This is a genomic window from Dyella thiooxydans (genome assembly GCF_001641285.1).
GTDB classification, from domain to species: domain Bacteria; phylum Pseudomonadota; class Gammaproteobacteria; order Xanthomonadales; family Rhodanobacteraceae; genus Dyella_A; species Dyella_A thiooxydans.
On sequence record NZ_CP014841.1, the window covers coordinates 834,057 to 848,083 of the forward strand.

16 protein-coding genes and 6 tRNA genes are annotated in these 14,027 nt (G+C 66.3%); 19 read left to right on the forward strand and 3 right to left on the reverse strand.

The features are described 5' to 3' along the window. The first annotated feature begins 61 nt into the window (after positions 1 to 61). From ATSB10_RS03835 to truD, 7 genes are read left to right on the forward strand one after another with little or no spacing between them, the layout of a single operon-like run. Positions 62 to 346 carry a hypothetical protein gene (locus tag ATSB10_RS03835; RefSeq protein WP_157469043.1) on the forward strand — a complete coding sequence of 95 codons (285 nt, stop codon included), beginning with the start codon at positions 62 to 64 and terminating at the stop codon, positions 344 to 346. Between the two features lie 22 nt (positions 347 to 368). Further along, positions 369 to 1,682 carry a phosphopyruvate hydratase gene (eno, locus tag ATSB10_RS03840; protein ID WP_063670630.1) on the forward strand — a complete coding sequence of 438 codons (1,314 nt, stop codon included), beginning with the start codon at positions 369 to 371 and terminating at the stop codon, positions 1,680 to 1,682. 16 nt (positions 1,683 to 1,698) lie between these two features. Then, positions 1,699 to 2,025 (forward strand): cell division protein FtsB, encoded by a 327-nt coding sequence (ftsB, locus tag ATSB10_RS03845; RefSeq protein ID WP_063670632.1) that lies wholly within the window; start codon positions 1,699 to 1,701, stop codon positions 2,023 to 2,025. Beyond that, positions 2,022 to 2,732, forward strand: coding sequence for a 2-C-methyl-D-erythritol 4-phosphate cytidylyltransferase (gene ispD, locus ATSB10_RS03850; RefSeq protein ID WP_063670634.1), 711 nt, complete (start codon positions 2,022 to 2,024; stop codon positions 2,730 to 2,732). The genes ftsB and ispD overlap by 4 nt, the downstream gene beginning before the upstream one ends. 4 nt (positions 2,733 to 2,736) lie before the next feature. Beyond that, on the forward strand, positions 2,737 to 3,210 hold the full coding sequence (gene ispF / locus ATSB10_RS03855) for a 2-C-methyl-D-erythritol 2,4-cyclodiphosphate synthase (RefSeq protein ID WP_269465619.1): 474 nt from the start codon (positions 2,737 to 2,739) through the stop codon (positions 3,208 to 3,210). Continuing rightward, positions 3,207 to 4,661, forward strand: a complete 1,455-nt coding sequence (gene mgtE / locus ATSB10_RS03860; protein WP_063670638.1) for a magnesium transporter — start codon at positions 3,207 to 3,209, stop codon at positions 4,659 to 4,661. The genes ispF and mgtE overlap by 4 nt, the downstream gene beginning before the upstream one ends. 36 nt (positions 4,662 to 4,697) lie before the next feature. Then, complete coding sequence (gene truD, locus ATSB10_RS03865; RefSeq protein ID WP_063670640.1) at positions 4,698 to 5,714, forward strand: tRNA pseudouridine(13) synthase TruD; 1,017 nt, start codon at positions 4,698 to 4,700, stop codon at positions 5,712 to 5,714. A gap of 9 nt (positions 5,715 to 5,723) precedes the next feature. Here the strand turns inward: truD and ATSB10_RS03870 are convergent, their stop codons facing one another. Continuing rightward, positions 5,724 to 6,275: a Smr/MutS family protein gene (locus tag ATSB10_RS03870; protein WP_063670642.1), complete on the reverse strand. Its 552-nt coding sequence runs from the start codon at positions 6,273 to 6,275 to the stop codon at positions 5,724 to 5,726. A gap of 155 nt (positions 6,276 to 6,430) precedes the next feature. Between ATSB10_RS03870 and surE the strand changes: the two genes are divergently transcribed. The 4 genes from surE to ATSB10_RS03890 all read left to right on the forward strand — a co-directional run bounded on the left by surE (position 6,431) and on the right by ATSB10_RS03890 (position 9,479). Continuing rightward, positions 6,431 to 7,210, forward strand: coding sequence for a 5'/3'-nucleotidase SurE (gene surE, locus ATSB10_RS03875; protein ID WP_017461170.1), 780 nt, complete (start codon positions 6,431 to 6,433; stop codon positions 7,208 to 7,210). Positions 7,211 to 7,213: 3 nt separating this feature from the next. Continuing rightward, a complete protein-coding gene (locus ATSB10_RS03880) occupies positions 7,214 to 7,894 on the forward strand; it encodes a protein-L-isoaspartate(D-aspartate) O-methyltransferase (protein WP_063670644.1) in 681 nt (226 codons plus the stop codon). After that, a complete protein-coding gene (locus ATSB10_RS03885) occupies positions 7,894 to 8,499 on the forward strand; it encodes a YqaA family protein (protein WP_063670645.1) in 606 nt (201 codons plus the stop codon). Before ATSB10_RS03880 ends, ATSB10_RS03885 begins: the two co-directional genes overlap by 1 nt. 62 nt (positions 8,500 to 8,561) lie before the next feature. Then, a complete protein-coding gene (locus ATSB10_RS03890) occupies positions 8,562 to 9,479 on the forward strand; it encodes a peptidoglycan DD-metalloendopeptidase family protein (RefSeq protein ID WP_236886487.1) in 918 nt (305 codons plus the stop codon). 18 nt (positions 9,480 to 9,497) lie between these two features. Here ATSB10_RS03890 and ATSB10_RS03895 read toward each other — a convergent pair whose 3' ends face one another. Beyond that, positions 9,498 to 9,875, reverse strand: coding sequence for an Mth938-like domain-containing protein (locus ATSB10_RS03895; RefSeq protein WP_063670649.1), 378 nt, complete (start codon positions 9,873 to 9,875; stop codon positions 9,498 to 9,500). Continuing rightward, the gene (yhbY, locus tag ATSB10_RS03900; protein ID WP_017461164.1) at positions 9,875 to 10,171 is read right to left on the reverse strand and encodes a ribosome assembly RNA-binding protein YhbY; all 297 of its coding nucleotides are present in this window, start codon (positions 10,169 to 10,171) and stop codon (positions 9,875 to 9,877) included. The genes ATSB10_RS03895 and yhbY overlap by 1 nt, the downstream gene beginning before the upstream one ends. An 82-nt stretch (positions 10,172 to 10,253) precedes the next feature. Here yhbY and rlmE point away from each other — a divergent pair, with 82 nt between their 5' ends. The 8 genes from rlmE to ATSB10_RS03940 all read left to right on the forward strand — a co-directional run bounded on the left by rlmE (position 10,254) and on the right by ATSB10_RS03940 (position 14,010). Next, positions 10,254 to 10,904 carry a 23S rRNA (uridine(2552)-2'-O)-methyltransferase RlmE gene (gene rlmE / locus ATSB10_RS03905; protein ID WP_063670651.1) on the forward strand — a complete coding sequence of 217 codons (651 nt, stop codon included), beginning with the start codon at positions 10,254 to 10,256 and terminating at the stop codon, positions 10,902 to 10,904. Then, positions 10,901 to 12,835, forward strand: a complete 1,935-nt coding sequence (gene ftsH / locus ATSB10_RS03910; RefSeq protein ID WP_205631091.1) for an ATP-dependent zinc metalloprotease FtsH — start codon at positions 10,901 to 10,903, stop codon at positions 12,833 to 12,835. Before rlmE ends, ftsH begins: the two co-directional genes overlap by 4 nt. Before the next feature lie 230 nt (positions 12,836 to 13,065). Further along, positions 13,066 to 13,142 (forward strand) — tRNA-Arg (locus ATSB10_RS03915). 170 nt (positions 13,143 to 13,312) lie between these two features. Continuing rightward, positions 13,313 to 13,389 (forward strand) — tRNA-Pro (locus tag ATSB10_RS03920). Positions 13,390 to 13,414: 25 nt separating this feature from the next. Further along, positions 13,415 to 13,491, forward strand: a tRNA-Arg gene (locus ATSB10_RS03925). A gap of 15 nt (positions 13,492 to 13,506) precedes the next feature. Then, a tRNA-His gene (locus tag ATSB10_RS03930) sits at positions 13,507 to 13,583 on the forward strand. Between the two features lie 14 nt (positions 13,584 to 13,597). Then, positions 13,598 to 13,673: transfer RNA gene (locus tag ATSB10_RS03935), tRNA-Lys, on the forward strand. Between the two features lie 251 nt (positions 13,674 to 13,924). Continuing rightward, a tRNA-Leu gene (locus ATSB10_RS03940) sits at positions 13,925 to 14,010 on the forward strand. The last annotated feature ends 17 nt before the right edge of the window (positions 14,011 to 14,027 follow it).

Here is a 14,027-nt window from a genome sequence, read left to right on the forward strand (position 1 = left end):
CGCGGTTCCGCCTACTCCCGCCCCGGCGCCGCGTCATTCCGGGCTGGGCATCGCTTCGTTCGTGATCGCCCTGATCGGCTTCGTCGGCATGTTCCTCACCTTCGCCGTGGCGGGCGTGCTGCGCGCCAGCGGTGTCCCGACCGGGGCCCACGACCCGGCTTCGATCCTGGTCGGCCTGGCGGTGATCCTGATGGGGCTGGTATCGCTGATCGCCGTCGGTCTCGGCGTTGGCGGCCTGTTCCAGACCGGCCGCCGCAAACTGTTTGCCTCGCTCGGCCTGGGTATCGCCGTCTTCACGGTGCTGTCCACCGCCGGGCTGATTATCCTTGGCATGTCCCGTTCCTAACCCTGTACAGGTAGACCCCACCATGAGCACCGAGATCACCCGCATCCACGCCCGCGAAATCCTCGACTCCCGCGGCAATCCCACGTTGGAAGCGGAGGTGACCCTGGCCGGTGGCGGTTTCGGTCGGGCGGCGGTGCCGAGCGGTGCCTCGACCGGCACGCGTGAGGCGGTGGAGCTGCGCGACGGCGACAAGGCGCGCTACCTGGGCAAGGGCGTGCAGACCGCGGTCGGCCACGTCAACGGCGCCATCGCCAGTGCGCTGAAGGGCTTCGACGCGGCCAACCAGGGCGGCCTCGACGCCAAGCTGGTCAACCTCGATGGCACGCCGAACAAGGGCAAGCTGGGCGCCAACGCGCTGCTCGGCGTCTCCATGGCGGCGGCGCATGCCGTCGCGGCCCAGCGCAAGCAGGCGCTGTGGCAGTACCTGGCCGGCATCAACGGCACCACCGGCGAGCCGGGTGCGCTGCCGGTGCCGATGATGAACATCATCAACGGTGGCGCGCATGCCGACAACAACGTCGATGTGCAGGAATTCATGGTGCTGCCGGTGGGCGTGTCCAGCTTCGCCGAGGCGCTGCGCGCCGGCGCGGAGATCTTCCACGCGCTGAAGAGTGTGCTGAAGGGCAAGGGCCTGAACACCGCGGTGGGCGACGAGGGTGGCTTCGCGCCCAACCTGCGCTCCAACATCGAGGCGCTGGACACCATCCTCGAAGCGGTGAACAAGGCCGGCTACAAGGTCGGCAGCGAGATTCTGCTGGGCCTGGATGCGGCCAGTTCGGAGTTCTTCAAGGACGGCAAGTACGACCTGGAAGGCGAGGGCAAGATTTACACCCCCGAGCAGTGGGTCGACGTGCTGGCAAGCTGGGCAAAGCAATACCCGATCGTCACCATCGAGGACGGCATGGCCGAGGGCGACTGGGCGGGCTGGAAGCTGCTCACCGACGCGATCGGCAAGAACGTCCAGGTGGTCGGCGACGACCTGTTCGTCACCAACCCGGCGATCTTCAAGGAAGGCATCGACAAGGGCATCGCCAACGCGATCCTGATCAAGGTGAACCAGATCGGCACGCTGTCCGAGACGCTCGAGGCGATCGCCATGGCCGATGCCGCCAAGTATGCAGCGATCATCTCGCACCGCTCGGGCGAGACCGAGGACACCACCATCGCCGACATCGCGGTGGCGACCACGGCAACCCAGATCAAGACCGGCTCGCTGTGCCGCACCGATCGCGTGGCAAAGTACAACCAGCTGCTGCGCATCGAGGAGGCGTTGGGCTCGGCGGCACGTTACGCCAGCCGCGACGCTTTCCCGAGCCTCGGCCGCCTGCCTGGCTGAGCCGGAATCCTTCGCCATGCTGCGCTGGGTCGCGCTGATCCTGATCGCACTGCTCGTCGCTCTGCAGTTCAAGCTGTGGAGCGACGCGGGCGGCATGCGTGAGGTGGATACCCTGCGTGCGGCAGTGAAGAAGCAGACCGATGAAAACCAGCGCCTGCAGCAGCGCAACCAGGCACTGGCTGCTGATGTGACCGATCTGAAGAGCGGCGAGCAGGCCGTCGAGGCCCGCGCCCGCGCCGAACTCGGCCTGGTCAAGCCCGGCGAGACCTTCTACCAGGTGGTGGAAGGTCCGGCGTCCGCTGCGTCCTCGACAGCGGCTCCAGCCGGCAGCGGGACCCCATGAGCACGCCCGGGTTGTGGTGCGTGGTCCCGGCGGCGGGGCGCGGCCTACGCGTCGGTGGTGACCGCCCGAAGCAGTACCTGCCGATCGCCGGCCGGCTGCTGATCGAGCACACGCTGGACCGGCTGGCGCGGCATCCGGGTATCGCCGGCCTGATGGTGGTGCTTTCACCGGGCGACGAGCTCTGGCCCGGATTGTCCAGCCTGCGCGGAAAGCCGGTGCAGACGACCGCCGGCGGTGCCGAACGCTGCGACTCCGTGCTGGCCGGGCTGCGGGCTCTGTCGCCCGGGGTCGGTGAGGCCGAGCACGTGCTGGTGCATGATGCTGCCCGGCCCTGCGTCCGGCTGGACGACATATCCCGATTGATCGAGCTCGCTGGCGCGGGCGAGGGCGGGCTGCTTGGCGCACCGCTGCGCGATACGCTCAAGCGGGCGGACGAAGTCGGCCGCAGCGCGCTCACCGAGCCGCGAGACCGGCGCTGGCGGGCCTTCACGCCACAGATGTTCCGCCGCGGCGCACTCTCGGAGGCGTTGCGTGAAGCGTCACGTCGAGGCGTTACCGTCAGCGACGAGGCGATGGCCATGGAACTGGCGGGTCACGCGCCGCTGCTGGTGGAAGGCGCGGAAGACAATATCAAGGTGACCACCGCGGCGGACTTCGCGCTGGCCGAGTTCCTGCTCGGGCGCACGGCGCCGGCGGATGAGGAGTGACGCGGTGAGGATTGGACAAGGTTTCGACGTGCACGTATTCGGCGAGGGCGATTTCGTCATCCTTGGCGGTGTGCGTGTGCCGCACGGCCGCGGCCTGGTCGCGCACTCGGACGGCGATGTGGTGATCCACGCCCTGTGCGATGCGATCTTCGGCGCGCTGGCGATGGGCGACATCGGCAAGCACTTTCCGCCTTCGGACCCGCAGTGGCGTAACGCCGACAGCCGGCAGTTCCTGCGCCATGCCGCACGACTGATGGAAGAGCAGGGTTACCGGCTCGGCAACGCCGACGTCACGGTGATTGCCGAAGCACCCAAGGTCGGGCCGCATGCGTCGGTGATGCGGGACAACCTTGCCGCTGACCTGGGCTGCGGCATCGACCGCATCAGCATCAAGGCGACCACCACCGAGAAGCTCGGATTCACCGGTCGTGGCGAAGGCATAGCCGCACAGGCCTGCGTGTTGCTGGAACGCGCGTGAGCGAGACCGAGGCCCGCGGCGCCGGCCAGCGGCTGCAGGAGCAGCTGGACACCATCGTCGACCTGTTGCGGCAGCAGCAACGGATGCGCGATGAACTCGATGCGCTGCGCGATGCCGACGTCGATCCGGTGGCCCGCGCACCGATCGCCGAAGCCCTGAAGGACAGCGGCGAGGTGCTGCAGCAGCAGCTCGAGCCGCTGCACCCGGCCGACATCGCTTTCATTCTGGAATCGCTGCCGCTGGACGAGCGCCTGACGGTCTGGGAGCGGGTGCGTTCCGATCGTGACGGCGAGATCCTGCTGGAGGTGTCCGACGCGGTCCGCGAATCGCTGATCGCGGACATGGACCAGGGCGAGATCATGGCGGCAGTCGAGCCGCTGGACGCCGACGAGCTGGCCGACCTGGTCGAGGACCTGCCGACCGAGGTGCTGCCGGAGCTGATGGCCAGCCTCGATGCGCAGCAGCGCGAGCAGCTGCAGTCGGCGCTGTCCTACGAGGACGACCAGATCGGCGCGCTGATGGACTTCGAGATGGTGACGATCCGCGAGGACGTCAGCCTGGAGACCGTCCTGCGCTACCTGCGTCGTTTCGAAGAGCTTCCCCCGCAGACCGACAAGCTGTTCGTGGTCAACCACGACAACGTGCTGACCGGCGTGCTGCCGCTGCACTGGCTGCTGGTCAATCCGCCCGACCGGATGGTGGGCGAGCTGATGGCGCCGGACGTCAACACGTTCCACCCGGGGGATGACGCCTACGAGGTGGCCCAGGCATTCGAGCGCTACGACCTGGTCACCGCGCCGGTGGTCGACGAGGGCAACCACCTGATCGGCCGCATCACCATCGACGCGATGGTCGACGTGATCCGCGAGGAGGGCGAGAGCGAGTCGCTCAGCCGCGGCGGCCTGCGCGAGGAAGAAGACATCTTCGCCTCGATCTGGGCCTCGGTGCGCAACCGATGGAGCTGGCTGGCGATCAACCTGGTGACCGCGTTCCTGGCGTCCCGCGTGATCGGCCTGTTCGAGAATTCGATCGAGAAGCTGGTGGCGCTGGCCACCCTTATGCCGATCGTCGCCGGTATCGGCGGCAACTCGGGCAACCAGACCATCACGATGATCGTGCGCGCCTCGGCACTGGATCAGGTCAACCCCAACGCGATCCGCCGGCTGTGGCAGAAGGAGCTGGGGGTGGCGCTTTTCAACGGACTGATCTGGGGCGGGGTGATCGGCACCGTGGCGGCTCTGCTGTATGAAAGTCCGATGCTCGGCCTGGTGATGACCGCGGCGATGACGCTGAATCTGCTGCTGGCGGCCTTCATGGGTGTGGGCATCCCGATGGCGCTGATCCGCCTGGGGCGCGATCCGGCGCTGGGCGCCAGCGTGTTCCTCACCTTCATGACCGACAGCGGCGGCTTTTTCATCTTCCTCGGGCTGGCCACGCTGTTCCTGATGTAACGCTTTCCTGCATGCCGGCGCGGCCGGCGGAGTGCCATGTCCGTTTCCGAATTGCCCACCGCCTACGGCCCGGTGCCGCTGACCGCCCGGCTGCGCGCCACGCCCGAGGATTTCCAGGTCGAGGAACTGCTCGGCTACGACGCCGACGGTGCCGGCGAGCACGCCCTGCTTTGGGTGGAGAAGCGCGGTGCCAACACCGACTGGGTGGCGCGGGAGCTGGCGAAGTTCGCCGGCGTACCGCCCGTGAACGTGGGCTATGCGGGGCTGAAGGATCGCCATGCGGTCACCCGGCAGACATTCTCGGTACAACTGCCCGGTCGCGCGGATCCGGACTGGTCGGCGTTCCCCCATCAGGAGGTGACTGTGCTCGGGGCCACCCGCCACAGTCGCAAGCTCAAGCGCGGTGGCTTGCGCGGCAACCGCTTCGTGATTGTCCTGCGCGAGGTGCAGGGCGGACGCGAGGATGCCGAGCGCGTGCTGCAGCAGATTGCCGCCCGCGGTGTGCCGAACTACTTCGGCGAACAGCGATTCGGCCGCGAGGGCGGGAATCTGGCCCAGGCCCGCGCGATGTTCGCCGGGCGCCGGGTGGACCGCGACAAACGCAGCCTGCTGCTGTCCGCTGCGCGCTCGCAGATCTTCAACAGCGTGCTCGCCGAGCGGGTGGAGCAGGGGAGCTGGGACACGGCGCTGGAGGGTGAAATCTGGGCCCTGGCCGGATCGCGCTCGTGGTTCGGCCCGGAGCCGTTCGATGCGGTGCTGGCCGGGCGGCTGGCGCAGGGCGATATCCATCCGACAGGTCCGTTGTGGGGTGAGGGCGATCCGGCCTCGCAGGGCGCGGTGGCTGCGCTGGAGCAGCGCATCGCGGCCGGCTGGCAGGATCTTGCCGATGGATTGACCGCTGCGCGGATGAGTCACGACCGGCGTGCGCTGCGCCTGCTGCCCGCCGGGCTGGCCTGGAACTGGCTATCTGCGGACGCGCTCGAGCTGCGCTTCGAACTGCCGGCGGGCGCCTATGCGACGACGGTGATCCGCGAGTTGGCCACGACCGGCTGAGCGGCGAATCTAGCGGCGTGCCGCCAGCAGCACCACCACGGCACCCGTGCCGCCTTGCGCAGGGCGCGCGGAGGCGAAGGCGATGACGTCCGCGCGGCGGCGCAGCAGTCGATCGGTCAGGGCCTTGAGCACCGGGCCGGCCGATTTCGAACGCAATCCCTTGCCATGCACGATGCGCACGCAGCGCAGGCCCCGTTCCTTCGCCTCGGCCAGGAAATCGGTGATGCTGGCTTGCGCTGCGGCGGCGTTCATGTGGTGGAGATCCAGGTCGTCCTGCACGCTGAACTGGCCGCGCTTGAGCTGCTTGAGCAGTTTCGGCGGATAGCCATCCTGCAGGAAACCCAGTTCCTCGCCGACCTCCATCAGGGCGGGATCGAAGGCCATGTCGAGCAGTTCGCCCGGCACCGCCGCCTCGTCTGCCTCCAGCATCCGTGCCTGCGGCTCCGGGCGCGGGCCTGCCGGCAGCACCGGTTCGGCCTCCAGCCGGCGGACCTCGCCGATCGCCTCCCGGAACAGGCGGACGTCGTCCTCGGTGACCGTGGGGGGAGCGTGGCGCTTCATGCCGCCATGCTAACGAATGGGCCTCGATCCGGGACAGCCTGTTCGGCCGGTTTTCTCGTGAAACACATTGGCCGCTCGGTTAGACTCGAAGCCCTGTACCTGGGGGCGCAGGCCGGTTTGGCGGCGCCCCATTCACGGCCATTCGACGGAACAGCATGCGAGTCCTGGTAAGCAACGATGATGGCGTGGATGCCCCGGGCATCCGCGTGCTCGCCGAGCGCCTCGGCGCAGTGGGAAAAGTAACCGTGGTGGCGCCCGACCGCGATCGCTCCGGTGCCAGCAACTCGCTTACCCTGGACGCGCCGATCCGCGTCGCCCGCATGGACAACGGCTACTACCGCGTCGCCGGGACGCCGACCGACTGCGTGCACCTGGCACTGTCCGGCCTGCTCGACGAAGAGCCGCATATCGTCGTTTCGGGCATCAACAATTCGGCCAACCTCGGCGATGACGTGATCTATTCCGGCACCGTGTCGGCCGCGATGGAGGGACGTTTCCTCGGCCTGCCGGCGATCGCTGTGTCGCTGGTCAGCAAGGATCACCGGGGCGAACATTACGAGTCGGCCGCGCGTGCCGTGCGCCTGCTGATGGAGCGCCTGCTGGTCGATCCGCTGCCGGCCGACACCATCCTCAACGTCAATGTGCCGGACCTGCCCTGGGAACAGATCCGTGGTTTCGAGGTGGCCCGGTTGGGCAAGCGTCATCGGGCGGCGGCGTGCATCGAGCAGAACGATCCGCGCGGGCGCCCGATCTGGTGGATCGGGCCGGCCGGTCCCGCCGAGGACGATGGCCCAGGTACCGATTTCGATGCCGTGCGCCGCGGCTATGTCTCGGTGACGCCGATCCACGTCGATCTCACCCGCTACCAGGCGCTGGACAAGGTGAGCGGCTGGATGCAGGCGATGAGCGATGCGATCGACGACGAGGCAGCCTGAGCGATGAACATCCATCCGCTGCCGCCGTCGGCATTGAAGGGCGAGGGTATGACCTCGCAACGCGCGCGGGACCGTCTGGCCGCCACGTTGAAGGAAAGCGGCATCCAGGATGCCCGCGTGATCGATGTGATCCGCAACCTGCCGCGGCATCACTTCATCGACCAGGCGCTGCATTCGCGTGCGTACGAGAACACCGCGTTGCCGATCGGCCACGGCCAGACCATCTCCCAGCCGTGGGTGGTGGCGCGGATGACCGAGGCGCTGCTCGAGTTCGGCATGCCGCAGAAGGTGCTGGAAATCGGCACCGGCTCCGGCTACCAGGCAGCCGTGCTGTCCGCGCTGGTACCGCAGGTCTACACCGTCGAGCGGATCGAGGAACTGTTGCGCCAGGCGCGTCGCCGGTTCCGTCAGCTGGGTATCACCAACCTGCGTTCGCGTTACGACGACGGCAAGCTGGGCTGGCCGGACGAGGGACCGTTCGATGCGGTGATCCTCACAGCCGCGGGCGATGCGATTCCCCACGCCATCCTCGATCAGATGACGCCTGCCGGCGTGCTGGTAGCGCCGGTTGGTTCGCCGAGCAGCCAGACGCTGATACGCATGCGCGGTGACGGGCAGGGCGACTTCGTGCAGGAAGAGCTCGGCCCGGTGAGCTTCGTGCCGCTGCTGGGGGGCATCGGCTGATGCGATTGTTCGGCGCGCTGTACGCGCGCGCGCTGGTCTGGGCGCGCCATCCCCGGGCGGTGCCCTACCTGTGCGGACTGAGCTTCATCGAGGCTTTCATCTTTCCGGTGATGCCGGAGGTGATGCTGGCGCCGATGATGCTTGGGCGTCGGCACAAGGCGTTCTTCTACGCCAACATCAGCCTGCTTTTCTCGTTGCTCGGTTCGCTGGTCGGCTACGCGCTGGGCCACTGGGCGTACCAGGGCATCCATCCGCTGCTGAGCCCGGGCATGCAGCAGACCATCGGCACCTGGGTCGGGCACCTGCAGGACGACATGAACCGGCACTGGCTGGCCATGCTGGGTGCGCTGATGCTCGCCGCGCTGCAGCCGGTGATCCCGATGAAGTTCGTGACCTGGGCGGCCGGTATCGTGGGTGTGCCGGTGCTTCCTTTCCTGGCCTGCATGGCCGTGGGTCGGGGCAAGCGGGTCTGGCTGCTCGCCTTGTTGGTGCGGCTGGTCGGTGAGCGTGCCGAACAGGTGTTGCATCGGAACATCGAGCGGATCGGCTGGGCGACCGTGGTCATTCTCGTGGCGCTGGGTGCGTGGTGGGTCCTGTGGCGTTGAGCGTCCGGAATGTCGCCGAACGCGCATGGGCAGACAGGGCCGGCATCGGTATGCTTCGGGCCATGAAAGGACACCTCCAGGCATTCGGATTGGTGGCTGCTGCCGGTCTGTTGGCTGCGTGCGGGACGCCCCGTTCGGTCGTGGTGCAGCCGGCCAGCCGGAGCGGCCCGTCGTATCGGGCTCCATCTCGCGTCATTACTCATCCCGTCGCGTCCGGCACCTACCGGGTGGAGAAGGGCGACACGCTGTATTCCATCGCCTTCCGCCACGGCAAGGACTTCCGCGACGTGGCGCAGTGGAACGGAATCTCGGCGCCCTACACGATCTGGCCCGGGCAGGTGCTGCTCATGCACCCCTCGGAGGCGAGCAGGAAGCCCCGACCGACGACTGAGCCGGTGCGGGCCGTTGCCCGCGCACCGGGGCGCACCGCGTCCGCATCCCGCGCCGAGGCGTCGGCGGTCGCTCGGGCGCCCGTGGCCCCTGCCGCTGCACATTCCGCTTCCGTGCCCGCAGCGGTTGATGCGGTTCCGGTGGCTGGCGAGGCCTCGGTCCAGAGCCCAACTCCGCCGCCTGCTCCGGCCTTGCCGCCCGGCGGCTCTCGCCGGGTCAGTGGCATCGCCTGGCGCTGGCCGGCGGACGGCACCGTGATCAAGGGATTCCAGAGCGGTGACGCGATCCCCGGGATCGAGATCGGCGGCCGCGCGGGAAGCCCGGTCCGGGCTGCCGCCGATGGTGTGGTGGTCTATAGCGGCAACGGTTTGGTGGGCTATGGAGAGCTCATCATCGTCAAGCACAACGACGATTTCCTCTCCGCCTATGGGCACAACCGCAAGCGCCTCGTGAAGGAGGGGCAGCGGGTATCGGCCGGGCAGGTCATCGCGGAGATGGGGTCGACGGGGGCGTCGCAGGATGAGCTGCAGTTCCAGATCCGCCGCAATGGCAATCCGGTCAATCCCATGGACTTCCTGCCTGCCCGCTGAGCGGACGCGGCTCCCGGGTCAGTGGCCCGGAAGAATGAAGCAGGCCACGACCCGGCGGCCTTCGGCGGCCAGCAGATCGTAAGTGCGGGCGGCCGCTGCGTTGTCCATCACTTCGATGCCGATGCCCTTGCCGAGAAAGGCGGCCAGGAAGGCCATCGGTGGGAATACCTGGCGCTCGCCGCTGCCGAGTAGTACCAGCTCAGGCTGCAATCCGAGCACCGTCTCGGCATGGGTGGTGGCCAGCATCCGGGCGTCCGCCACGGGCCAGTCCTCCAGCAGTCGGTCCGGGGCAAGCACGAAGCTGGCGGCGATCTCCCGGTCGACTACGGTGATGCTCTTCGCGGCGGTACGCCGGACGAACAGGAAGGATCCGGGCAGGTCGAGCGAGAGATCCATCAGCGCGGCAGGGCAAGCTTCGGGTCGTCGGCATTGCGACGGAACAGCACCACGATATGGCCGATCTCCTGCACATTCTCCGCGCCGGTGCCCTCGATGAGGAAATCGATCTGCGACTGGCGCTCGTCCTTGTCGCCACCGGAGAGCTTCACCTTCACCAGCTCATGATGGTCGAGCGCCTGGCCGAGCTCCTTGACCACTGCCTCGGTCGCTCCCTTCGCGCCCAGCAGGATCACCGGGTTCAGATCATGGGCGAGGCTGCGCAGGTAGCGCCGCTGGGAGGGGGACAGGGCCATGGGGAGCGACGCTCGATTCGCGGTTGCAGGACCGCAAAGGGTATCATGCCGACCGTTTTCCGCATCTGTGGTGTTGCCGGTCATGTCTCGCAGCAAAAGCAGTTCCCGCTGGCTGCGGGAACATTTCGACGACGTTTACGTGAAGAAGGCGCAAGCCGAGGGCGTGCGCTCGCGTGCCGTCTACAAGCTGGAGGAGCTGATCGAGCGCGATCACCTGCTGAAGCCCGGGATCTCCGTGGTCGATCTCGGGGCGGCCCCGGGAGGCTGGTCGCAGCTGGTACGGCAGCGGCTGGGCGATACCGGTCGTGTCGTGGCGCTGGACATCCTGCCGATGCAGGGCATCGCGGGGGTCGAGTTCCTGCAGGGCGACTTCCGCGAGGCGGACGTTTTGTCGCAACTGGAGGCCATGCTGGACGGAAAGAAGCTCGATCTTGTCCTCTCGGACATGGCCCCCAATATGAGTGGGGTGGCCTTGGCCGACCAGATCCGGTCTATGGATCTGGCTGAACTGGCGCTGGATTTCAGTCGGCAGTGGCTCAAGCCCGGCGGGTCGTTCCTCATTAAGCTGTTCCAGGGAACGGGCTTCGACGATTACCTGCGTAGCTTGCGCGCGGACTTTTCGCGCGTGACTATGCGTAAACCTAAGGCCTCCCGCGCGCGTTCGCGGGAGGTGTACGCGCTGGCAACGGGGCTGAAGGCCTCGGGCGCGCAACCGGGCGGAAACCGCGCATGAACGAGATGGCGAAAAACCTGTTGCTCTGGCTGATCATCGCGGTGGTGCTCATCGCCGTGTTCCAGAGCTTCAACCCGCACGGTGGTGCCGCTTCGGATCTACCGTACAGCGCGTTCGTGCAGAACGTCGACAACGGCAACGTATCCAGCGCCACGATCAGCGCGGAGAATCCCGCGACCATCAGCGGCAAGCTCAAGGACGGCAGCAGCTTCCGGACCGTGGCTCCGGTTCTGGGCTTCTCCACCAATTCGGTGGTCAAGCAGATGCAGGAAAAGGGTGTGGAGGTCCGTCAGGATGCCGCTCCCGGGTTTTCGTTGATGAACCTGCTGATCAGTTGGCTGCCGGTGATCCTGATCGCTGCCGTGTTCATCTGGTTCATGCGGCAGATGCAGTCAGGCGCGGGCGGACGCGGGGCGATGAGCTTCGGTCGTTCTCGCGCCAAGCTTCAGGGCGAAGACCAGGTCAAGGTGAATTTCTCCGACGTGGCCGGTTGCGACGAAGCCAAGGAGGAAGTGGGCGAACTGGTGGAGTTCCTCCGCGACCCGGGCAAGTTCCAGAAGCTCGGCGGCAAGATCCCGCGCGGCGTGCTGATGGTCGGTCCTCCCGGTACCGGCAAGACACTGCTGGCCAAGGCGATCGCCGGGGAGGCGAAGGTACCGTTCTTCTCGATCTCAGGCTCGGACTTCGTCGAAATGTTCGTGGGCGTGGGTGCCAGCCGCGTGCGTGACATGTTCGAGCAGGCCAAGAAGCATGCTCCCTGCATCATCTTCATCGACGAGATCGATGCGGTTGGCCGCCATCGCGGCGCCGGCCTGGGTGGCGGTCACGATGAGCGCGAGCAGACGCTCAACCAGTTGCTGGTCGAGATGGACGGTTTCGAGGGTACCGAGGGCATCATCGTCATCGCCGCAACCAACCGGCCCGACGTGCTCGACCCGGCGCTGCTGCGGCCGGGCCGATTTGATCGCCAGGTGGTGGTCGGCCTGCCGGACGTGAAGGGCAGGGAGCAGATCCTCAAGGTTCATCTGCGCAAGGTGCCGATGGCCAGCGATGTCGATCCGATGGTGATCGCTCGCGGTACGCCGGGCTTTTCGGGTGCGGACCTGGCCAACCTCGTCAACGAGGCGGCCCTGTTCGCCGCGCGCGAGAACGCGCGCGAAGTTCGCATGACGCATCTGGACAAGGCCCGCGACAAGATCCTCATGGGGGCCGAGCGGCGCTCCATGGCGATGAGCGAGGACGAGAAGAAGCTCACCGCCTACCACGAGGCGGGGCACGCGATCGTGGGCCGGCTGGTACCCGAGCATGACCCGGTCTACAAGGTGACGATCATTCCGCGAGGCCGCGCGCTGGGCGTGACCATGTATCTGCCGGAGAACGACAAGTACAGCATCAACCGGGTCGCCATCCAGTCGCAGCTGTGCTCGCTCTATGGTGGGCGCGTGGCTGAAGAGATCATTTTCGGCGCGGACAAGGTAACGACCGGTGCGTCCAATGACATCGAGCGTGCCACCAAGATGGCCCGCAACATGGCCACGAAGTGGGGCCTTTCCGACGAGTTGGGCCCCATTACCTACGGTGAGGACGAGGACGAGGTGTTCCTCGGACGTTCGGTGACCCAGCACAAGAGCATCTCCAACGAGACGGCGAGCAAGATCGACGCTGTCGTGCGGGGCATCCTGGACAGGGCCTATGCGAGAACCAGGCAGCTGCTGACCGAGAACATCGACAAGCTGCATCTGATGGCTGAAGCGCTGCTTCAGTACGAGACCATCGACGCGCATCAGATCGACGAGATCATGGCGGGTCGCGTCCCCGGCCCGCCGGCGGACTGGAACAAGTCGGGAGGTTCTTCCGGTCCGGTGCCTCCGCTGCCGCCGCGAGGGGACGCAGGATCCACCAAACTGGGCAACCCCGCCATCCAGAGCTGACCGACGACTCGAGATGGATACGGAGGCGCCGCGGTCATTCGCGGCGCTTCTCGTTTGGACGGCCAAACGGGAAGCCCTGGTCAAGGAGTTTCTGGTAGGCCGCTGCGATCGGCGGAAAAATTTTTGCAAAAAAGTGTTGACGCCTGCGCGCTGTATCTGAATAATTCCGCTTCTCGGTTCGGCGCCTCTCGCAATGCTTGAGACGCAGTGAATCAACAGTTTTGAAGTGTGCGCCCGTAGCTCAGCTGGATAGAGTACCTGGCTACGAACCAGGCGGTCGGGAGTTCGAATCTCTCCGGGCGCGCCATCTTCAGGACGGGGGTCGCCGCTTGCGGTGGTTTCCAGTTCGCGGGGCAGAACATCGCACTGCGGACCAGACAGTTTCAAGTCTGGTGTGCTCGAATACGGATTGACTGGACAGTACGTCACCCGTAGCATTCGAGAGCTTCGCGTAGCGATAGTGATCGGTGTCTCTGGCGGGGTATAGCTCAGTCTGGTAGAGCGTTGCGTTTGGGACGCAAAAGTCGGGGGTTCGAATCCCTCTGCCCCGACCACGCTGGGCTCTGCCATGCGGTGACTGCGCCTGTAGCTCAACCGGATAGAGCATCGGCCTTCTAAGCCGACGGTTGCAGGTTCGAGTCCTGTCGGGCGCGCCAACAAACAGTTTTACGGTGGGCGTAGCTCAGCTGGTTAGAGTCCCGGATTGTGATTCCGGATGTCGTGGGTTCGAATCCCATCGCTCACCCCAAATTTGAAGTTTCAGGGCCGTTAGCTCAGCTGGTAGAGCAGTTGACTCTTAATCAATTGGTCGTAGGTTCGAATCCTACACGGCCCACCAATTCGCAAGACGCCGGTCGGAAACGACCGGCGTCTTTGCTTGTGGGCAGGGCGGTGCCATCCGGGTGCGGAACGAGCCCTCGGGCGCTTGTACTGCGGGCTCGCAGGATCCTAGAATAGCGGGCTTTCGCGTAAGGGAATCATCGACTTAGCAGCGCAAGGCAGGGTGTGCGAGACAGCTTGCGTTCCGCTTGATGCGGAGTTGCGAATTGTTTTGCAAATCCATGGTTTGCGACGCTTGGTAGGCGGCTTGCGAAAGTGGCGGAACTGGTAGACGCACCAGATTTAGGTTCTGGCGGGTAATCCCCGTGCGGGTTCGAGTCCCGCCTTTCGCACCATCCCTTGTTCATTTGTG

Bases quoted from the DNA above. Each gene is read 5' to 3' on its own strand.
- eno (WP_063670630.1), top strand. From the start codon at position 369: ATGAGCACCGAGATCACCCGCATCCACGCCCGCGAAATCCTCGACTCC.
- ftsB (WP_063670632.1), top strand. From the start codon at position 1,699: ATGCTGCGCTGGGTCGCGCTGATCCTGATCGCACTGCTCGTCGCTCTG.
- ispD (WP_063670634.1), top strand. From the start codon at position 2,022: ATGAGCACGCCCGGGTTGTGGTGCGTGGTCCCGGCGGCGGGGCGCGGC.
- truD (WP_063670640.1), top strand. From the start codon at position 4,698: ATGTCCGTTTCCGAATTGCCCACCGCCTACGGCCCGGTGCCGCTGACC.
- ATSB10_RS03870 (WP_063670642.1), bottom strand. From the start codon at position 6,275: ATGAAGCGCCACGCTCCCCCCACGGTCACCGAGGACGACGTCCGCCTG.
- surE (WP_017461170.1), top strand. From the start codon at position 6,431: ATGCGAGTCCTGGTAAGCAACGATGATGGCGTGGATGCCCCGGGCATC.
- ATSB10_RS03880 (WP_063670644.1), top strand. From the start codon at position 7,214: ATGAACATCCATCCGCTGCCGCCGTCGGCATTGAAGGGCGAGGGTATG.
- ATSB10_RS03885 (WP_063670645.1), top strand. From the start codon at position 7,894: ATGCGATTGTTCGGCGCGCTGTACGCGCGCGCGCTGGTCTGGGCGCGC.
- ATSB10_RS03890 (WP_236886487.1), top strand. From the start codon at position 8,562: ATGAAAGGACACCTCCAGGCATTCGGATTGGTGGCTGCTGCCGGTCTG.
- ATSB10_RS03895 (WP_063670649.1), bottom strand. From the start codon at position 9,875: ATGGATCTCTCGCTCGACCTGCCCGGATCCTTCCTGTTCGTCCGGCGT.
- yhbY (WP_017461164.1), bottom strand. From the start codon at position 10,171: ATGGCCCTGTCCCCCTCCCAGCGGCGCTACCTGCGCAGCCTCGCCCAT.
- rlmE (WP_063670651.1), top strand. From the start codon at position 10,254: ATGTCTCGCAGCAAAAGCAGTTCCCGCTGGCTGCGGGAACATTTCGAC.
- ftsH (WP_205631091.1), top strand. From the start codon at position 10,901: ATGAACGAGATGGCGAAAAACCTGTTGCTCTGGCTGATCATCGCGGTG.